The sequence below is a fragment of the Actinosynnema sp. NPDC023658 genome (genome assembly GCF_040639995.1).
GTDB lineage: Bacteria > Actinomycetota > Actinomycetes > Mycobacteriales > Pseudonocardiaceae > Actinosynnema.
The window spans coordinates 1-7,416 of sequence record NZ_JBFAAX010000107.1 but is presented as its reverse complement, the minus strand read 5'-3'; the positions used below and the strand labels follow the sequence as shown (position 1 = coordinate 7,416).

At 70.2% G+C, this 7,416-nt stretch carries 3 protein-coding genes and 1 pseudogene; 3 read left to right on the top strand and 1 reads right to left on the bottom strand.

The genetic code is table 11. The features are described 5' to 3' along the window. Positions 1–44 precede the first annotated feature (44 nt). On the bottom strand, positions 45–1,475 hold the full coding sequence (locus AB0G02_RS14950; RefSeq protein ID WP_360793947.1) for a glycoside hydrolase family 6 protein: 1,431 nt from the start codon (positions 1,473–1,475) through the stop codon (positions 45–47). A 492-nt stretch (positions 1,476–1,967) separates the two neighbouring features. Between AB0G02_RS14950 and AB0G02_RS14945 the strand changes: the two are divergent. The 3 genes and pseudogenes from AB0G02_RS14945 to AB0G02_RS14935 form a co-directional block, all read left to right on the top strand. Further along, positions 1,968–3,752 (top strand): annotated as a pseudogene (locus tag AB0G02_RS14945) (glycoside hydrolase family 3 N-terminal domain-containing protein); the annotation flags it as partial. Positions 3,753–3,881: 129 nt separating this feature from the next. After that, positions 3,882–4,169 carry a cellulose binding domain-containing protein gene (locus AB0G02_RS14940; protein ID WP_360793965.1) on the top strand — a complete coding sequence of 96 codons (288 nt, stop codon included), beginning with the start codon at positions 3,882–3,884 and terminating at the stop codon, positions 4,167–4,169. Between the two features lie 215 nt (positions 4,170–4,384). Beyond that, positions 4,385–7,333, top strand: coding sequence for a glycoside hydrolase family 9 protein (locus AB0G02_RS14935; RefSeq protein ID WP_360793945.1), 2,949 nt, complete (start codon positions 4,385–4,387; stop codon positions 7,331–7,333). The last annotated feature ends 83 nt before the right edge of the window (positions 7,334–7,416 follow it).

Here is a 7,416-nt window from a genome sequence, read left to right as displayed (position 1 = left end):
CTGCCAGTCGGGGAGGGGAGCCGCATCGAGGGCCGGCTACGGCGTCAGCCGCACGCCACACCGTTCAAAGTGGGAGAAGAGAACGGTGGGGTGCCGCCGCTGAAGCTCGCGTTGTAACCGATGGTCGCGGTACCACCGGTCGCGAGTCCGCCGTTCCAGGACGCGTTGGCGACGCGGACGATGTCGCCGCTGTCGGTCCACGTCCCGTTCCAGCCCTGGGAAACGGTCACACCGGGTGCGGAGAACGTCAGGGTCCAGCCGTTGACCGACGCGCCCCGGTTCTCGATGACGATCTCACCGGTGTAACCGCCCGACCACTGGCTCACCACGCGGTGCGTCACCCGGCATCCGTCCCCTGGAGACGGAGTGGTGGTCGTGGTGGAAGTGGTCGTGGAAGTAGTGGTGGAGGTGGTTGTAGAAGTGGTGGTGGACGACGTGGTCGTGGTGGTGGTGGTGATGGGTCCGGCGGCGATGGCGAGGTCGTAGGCGCGTTGGGGGACGAATTGTCCTGCGCTGGCGATGCAGCCGTCGGCTTCGCCGGGGAGTTTGACCCAGAGGAAGGCGTCGATGCGGGAGTCGCCGGTGTTGGTGGTGCTGGGTGTGCCGATGGCGCGTCCGGCGGGGTCGCACCATTCGCTGCCCAGGGGGCCGTTGCCGTTGCGGCTGGTGTCGATGACGGCTTTGAGCCTGCTGTCGCCGAGGGCGTTGAGGATGTTCTTGGTGTAGGCGATCTCGTCGGGGGTGCTGCGGTAGTTGGAGACGTTGGAGGCGATGCCGTCGGCGCTGTTGGAGATGTCGGCCGCGCGCAGTCGGTTGGCGGCTTCGGAGGGGGTGAGCCAGGCGGAGTTGCCGATGTCGTAGTAGACCTTGGCCTGGGAGGAGCCGGACTTGAGCTTCTTGCCGGCGTAGGCCATGGAGGCCCTGGTCTGGTTCTGCTGGTCGGCGGTCTGGCAGTTGCTCATGATGGGCAGCACGTCGGGTTCGAGGACGATGGAGGCGGGGCGTCCGGCCAGGCCCGCGGCGACCTGGTCGACCCAGGCGCGGTAGGCGTCGTGGGAGGGTGCGCCGCCGCCGCTGGCGCCGCCGCAGTCGCGGTTGGGGATGTTGTAGACCACCAGGATCGGGATCCTGCCCGCGGAGGCCGCGGCGCCGACGAAGGAGTCGACCTCCGAGCGCACGGTGGAGGTGTTGGTGGTGGTGAACCACCGCGCCGCGGGCACCGAGGCGATCCGGTCGCGGATCACCGCGGCCCGCGAATCACCCGGGTTCGACGCGACCCACCGCGCACTCGAACTCGACGGGTCGACGTAGAACGCCGAGTCGGCCGCCTGGGCGGTCGTCGCGCTCCCGCTCAGGACCACGGCGACGGCGCTGGCGACCAGCGCGCTGGAGAGCGCGCCTGCCGCGGCCAACCTGGTCCTGTGACGGGGGCGGCGGAGGGGGTGGTCCTGGTCCTGGGCTTGGTGTGCTCGCATCGGAAGGTCCTCGCAGCGTCGGTGCTGAACGGGGGCTGGCTTCGGCTGGGAGCGCTCCCAGGTGGCAGGACTGTAGCCACAGGGAAACGGTGAAGAAAAGGGGGTGCGGTGCGGTGGTGCCCCTCGCTTGCTTTCACGGTGCGTGAAGAAAACGCCGAATGAACCGTGCTCGAAGCGGAGTGGACGCCGACGAACCGCAAGGTTGCCACTGACTGTGAACGTTTATGGCGTGCACTGCGCCGATCGGGTGTATGAGACGCAGGTCACCGCCGGGGTGAAGTTGATGTTCCGTTTTCGTCGAATTACGCCGGGGAGCCGCAGCGGCGCTGCTCCGAAAAGTCCACCCCTGGTGCGGAGGAGCGGACATTCTTAGTCTGGGAACGCTCCCAGCCCTGTCTCCCACGCTCCCCACACCCCCTCCAGACACCCGGAGGCAACGCAATGACGCGCACTCCCTCCCGGCCCCTCGCGGTCGCGGCGACGACGGCCCTGCTGGCGGCCGTCGCACTCGCCGCCACCGTGGTGGTGCCCCACCTGCGACCGGTGGCCGCCGCCCAGGTGGCCGCCCAGGCCGACCCGCGGGTCGAGCAGCTCCTCGCCCGCATGTCGCTGGACGACAAGGTCGGCCAGATGACCCAGGTCGACCGCGGCGCGCTCAAGTCCACCTCGGACCTGGCCACCTACCGGATCGGCTCGCTGCTGTCCGGCGGCGGCTCCGCGCCGAGCACGAACTCCGCCCAGGCCTGGGCCGACATGTACGACAACTTCCAGCGCACGGCGCTGTCCACGCCGCTGGGCATCCCGCTGATCTACGGCGTGGACGCGGTGCACGGCCACAACAACGTGCGTGGCGCGACGATCTTCCCGCACAACATCGGCCTGGGCGCCACGCGCGACCCCGACCTGGTCAAGCGCATCGGCGCGGCCACCGCCGAGGAGGTCGCGGGCACCGGCATCGACTGGAACTTCGCGCCCTGCCTGTGCGTGGCGCGCGACGACCGGTGGGGCCGCACGTACGAGTCGTTCGGGGAGGTGCCGGAGATCCCCGCCGCGATGACCACCTACATCGACGGCCTCCAGGGCGCCACCCTCGGCGGCACGCCCAGCTCCGTGCTCGCCACCGCCAAGCACTACATCGGTGACGGCGGCACGACCGGCGGCGACGACCAGGGCAACACGCAGATCAGCGAGCAGGAGCTGCGCGCCGTGCACCTGCCGCCGTTCAAGGCCGCCGTCGACCGGGGCGTCGGCTCGGTGATGATCTCCTACAGCAGCTGGAACGGCGTCAAGGCGCACGGACACCGCTACCTGATCACCGACCTGCTCAAGACGGAGCTGGGCTTCACCGGGTTCGTAGTCTCCGACTGGGCGGGCATCGACCAGATCGACGGCGCGACCGGGTTCACCGGCGCCGAGGTGGCCGCGGCGGTCAACGCCGGGATCGACATGGTCATGGTCCCGACCGACTACCAGCGGTTCACCAGCCTGCTCAAGACCGAGGTGCAGGCCGGGCGGGTGTCGATGTCCCGGATCGACGACGCCAACCGCCGCATCCTGACCAAGAAGTTCGCGCTGGGGCTGTTCGAGCGCCCGCTCACCGACCGCTCCCTGACCTCGACGGTCGGCTCGGCGGCGCACCGCGAGCTGGCCCGCCAGGCGGTGCGGCAGTCGCAGGTGCTGCTGCGCAACGACGGCGTGCTGCCGCTGGCCAGGTCGGGCCGGTACTTCGTGGCGGGCAAGTCGGCCGACAACATCGGCTACCAGAGCGGCGGCTGGACGATCTCCTGGCAGGGCGGCAGCGGCAGCACCACGCCCGGCACGACGATCCTCCAGGGCATCCGCGACCTGGTCGGGTCCGGTGCGACCATCACCCACGACCGGTACGGCGCGGGCGTGGACGGCTCGTACACCGCGGCCATCGCGGTGGTGGGGGAGACCCCGTACGCCGAGGGCCAGGGCGACCGGCCCAACGGCCTCGCGCTGGACCGCGAGGACCTGGAGACGATCAACCGGCTCCGGTCGGCGGGCATCCCGGTGGTCGTCGTGCTGGTCTCCGGCCGGCCGATGGACGTCGCGGGCCAGGTCGGTGACTGGGACGCGCTGCTCGCCTCGTGGCTGCCCGGAACCGAGGGGCGCGGCGTGGCCGACGTGCTGTTCGGTGACTACAACCCGACCGGCAAGCTGCCGATGACCTGGATGAACAGCAGCTCGCAGCAGCCGATCAACTCCGGTGACGGCAAGGCGGCCCTCTACCCGCTCGGCCACGGCCTGAGCTACGACCCGCCGACGAGCACCACCAGCACCACCAGCACGACGACCACGAGCACGACGACCACCACCACGAGCACCACGACCACCACCACGAGCGCGACGACCACCACCACGTCCGCGCAACCCGGTGGCTGCGTGGCCACCGCCCGCGTCACGAGCTCCTGGCAGGGCGGGTTCCAGGTCGAGGTCACCGTCACCAACACAGGCACCACCCGGATGAACGGCTGGACGGTCACCTGGACGAGGGCCGGCGACCAGATGATCAACTCGGTGTGGAACGGCAGGCTGACCCAGAGCGGCACCGCGGTGTCCGTGGACGACGTCGGCTGGAACGGCGGGTTGGCGCCGGGGGCTTCGGGGTCCTTCGGGTACACGGCGAGCGGTTCGGCCTCCACGCCCGACCTGACCTGCCGGGCGAGGTAGCGCCGAGCCGTGGTGACTTTCTGGGAGCGCTCCCCCACGCTGGGTCATTCAGCCCAGCGCGGGGGACCGTTCGGCCCATGGTCGGGACCCCGCTGGGCCGAATTTGTCAAGCCTTTGTGGCTGAACCCTCTTTTCACGGTGTTTCGATGCCGTTACAGTCCCGGACTGGGAGCGCTCCCAGAAACCTCCACCGCCCTGCCCCTCGGAGGCACCGCATGCGACGACGCATGTCCGGAGCACTGGCCGGCACGCTAGCCGTGCTGGTCAGCGCCTTGACGTTGACCCCGTTCCAGCCGTCCGCGACGGCCGCGCCAGCGTTCAACTACGGCGAGGCCCTGCAGAAGTCGATCTGGTTCTACGACGCTCAGCGGTCCGGCGACCTGCCCGCGGACAACCGGGTGAACTGGCGAGGCGACTCGGCGCTGCGCGACGGCAGCGACGTCGGCCTGGACCTCTCGGGCGGCTTCTACGACGCCGGCGACCACGTCAAGTTCGGCCTGCCGTTCGCGGCGTCGATGTCGATGCTGGCGTGGGGCGCGGTGGAGAACCGCGACGCCTACGAGAACTCGGGCCAGCTGCGCTACCTGATGTCCAACCTCAAGTGGGGCACGGACTGGATCATCAAGGCGCACCCGTCGCCCAACGTGGTCTACGGGCAGGTCGGCAAGGGCGACGACGACCACAAGTGGTGGGGTCCGGCCGAGGTCATGCAGATGACCCGCCCGGCGTACAAAGTGGACGCGTCGTGCCCCGGCTCCGACCTGGCGGGCGAGTACGCGGCGGCGATGGCGTCGTCCTCGATGGTGTTCAAGCAGACCGACCCGACCTACGCGGCCACCCTGCTGACCCACGCCAAGCAGCTCTACAGCTTCGCGGACACCTACCGCGGCAAGTACAGCGCCTGCATCACCGACTCCGCCAACTTCTACAACTCCTGGAGCGGTTACCAGGACGAGCTGGTGTGGGGCGCGATCTGGCTGTACCGCGCCACCGGCGACGCGAGCTACCTCGCGAAGGCCAAGGCGGAGTACCCGAAGCTGTCCACCGAACCGCAGTCCACCACGCGGTCCTACAAGTGGACCATCGCCTGGGACGACAAGTCCTACGGCTCCTACGCGCTGCTGGCCCAGCTGACCGGCGAGGCGGAGTACATCGCCGACGCGAACCGCTGGCTGGACTTCTGGACCACCGGCTACAACGGCAACCGGGTGCGGTACTCGCCGGGCGGCCAGGCCGTGCTCGACACCTGGGGTTCGCTGCGGTACGCGGCCAACACCGCGTTCGTCGCGCTGGTCTACAGCGACTGGCTGCGCCAGCGCGACGCCGCGAAGGCGGCCACCTACCACGACTTCGGCGTCAAGCAGATCAACTACGCGCTGGGCGACAACCCGCGCAACTCCAGCTTCGTCGTCGGCTTCGGCGCCAACCCGCCGCGCAACCCGCACCACCGCACCGCGCACGGCGCCTGGGCCGACACCATGCAGGAGCCGGTCACCAGCAGGCACGTCCTGTACGGCGCCCTGGTCGGCGGTCCCAGCACGAACAACGACGCGTACGTGGACAGCCGCACCGACTACGTCGCCAACGAGGTCGCGCTGGACTACAACGCCGGGTTCACCGGCGCGCTCGCCCGGCTGTACAAGGAGTACGGCGGCACGCCGCTGACGAGCTTCCCGGTGGCCGAGGCCACGGACGGCCCCGAGCTGACCGTGCAGGCCTCGGTCAACCAGAGCGCGCCCGGCTTCACCGAGATCAAGGCGTTCGTCTTCAACAAGACCGCGTGGCCCGCCCGGATGTTCAACGGCTCGCTGCGCTACTACTTCACCCTCGACGGCTCCACCACGCCGGACCAGGTCACCGTGACCACGAACTACAACCAGTGCGGCACGCCCTCCGCGCCCAAGCAGCACAGCGGGTCGGTGTACTACGTCGACGTGCCGTGCCCCGGCGTGTACCCGGGCGGCCAGTCCGCGCACAAGCACGAGGTGCAGTTCCGCATCACGAGCACGGGCACCTGGGACCCGACCAACGACTGGTCCTACGACGGGCTGGGCACCGGCAACACGGTGGCCCTGACCGACCGGGTGGTGCTCGCCCAGGACGGCAAGGTGGTCTGGGGCAAGGAACCCGGTCCGGCGGTCGAGGACCGCGAGGCCCCGACCGTCCCCACCGGACTGCGCGCGTCCAACATCGGCTCGACGAGCGCGACGCTGAACTGGAACGCGTCCACCGACAACGTCGGGGTGGCCGGCTATGACGTGCTGTGGGCGGACGGCACGCTCGTAGGTGCCACGGCCACCCCGACGTTCCAGCTCTCCGGCCTGGCACCGGCGACCACCCACACGGTGGCCGTGCGGGCCAGGGACGCCGCGGGCAACCGGTCTGCCGCGAGCACGGCGATCACCGTGGTCACCGCGGACACCAACGGCGACCGCGAGTCCCCGACCACACCGGCCGGGCTGACCGTCTCGGCGGTCGGCAGCACGGGGGCCACGCTGACGTGGCGCGCGTCGACGGACAACGTCGCCGTTGCGGGCTACGAGATCCTGCGTCCGGACGGTACGGTCGCGGCCACCACCACCGGCGTGAGCCACCAGCTGACCGGCCTCACGGCGGACACCGCGTACACGTTCACCGTCCGCGCCAAGGACACCTCCGGGAACATCTCCTCGCCCAGCACCGCGGTGACGTTCCGGACCGCGCCGGGCGGCGCGACCGGGCCGATCGCCGTGCAGCAGCGCGGCAACGGCGCGGCGAGCACCAACCAGATCGGCGCGACGCTCGCCGTGGTCAACCGCGGCACCGCGGCGGTCGACCGGTCCACCGTCACCGCCCGGTACTGGTTCACCGGCGACACGGCCAACGCGAACTACCAGGTGTTCTGCGACTGGGCGGTGGTCGGCTGCGCCAACGTGCGCGCCACCGTGGTGAAGCTGCCCAACGCACGACCGGGCGCGGACGCCTACATCCAGGTGGCGTTCACCTCGGGCACCCTCGCCGCGGGCGCGAGCACCGGTGACATCCAGCTGCGGCTGGCCAAGTCCGACTGGTCGTCCTTCAACCAGGCCGACGACCACAGCTACCGGGTCAGCGCGACGCTGACCGACTTCGACCGGGTGACCGCCTACACCGGCGGTTCGCTCACCTGGGGCACCGAGCCCTAGACCCAGTCTCGGCACGGGACGTTCTGCGCGCCCCCGCGTACCCGGGCGACACCACCCACACCGCCCACCCCCCCGGGTAAATC

Bases quoted from the DNA above. Each gene is read 5' to 3' on its own strand.
- AB0G02_RS14950 (WP_360793947.1), bottom strand. From the start codon at position 1,475: ATGCGAGCACACCAAGCCCAGGACCAGGACCACCCCCTCCGCCGCCCC.
- AB0G02_RS14935 (WP_360793945.1), top strand. From the start codon at position 4,385: ATGCGACGACGCATGTCCGGAGCACTGGCCGGCACGCTAGCCGTGCTG.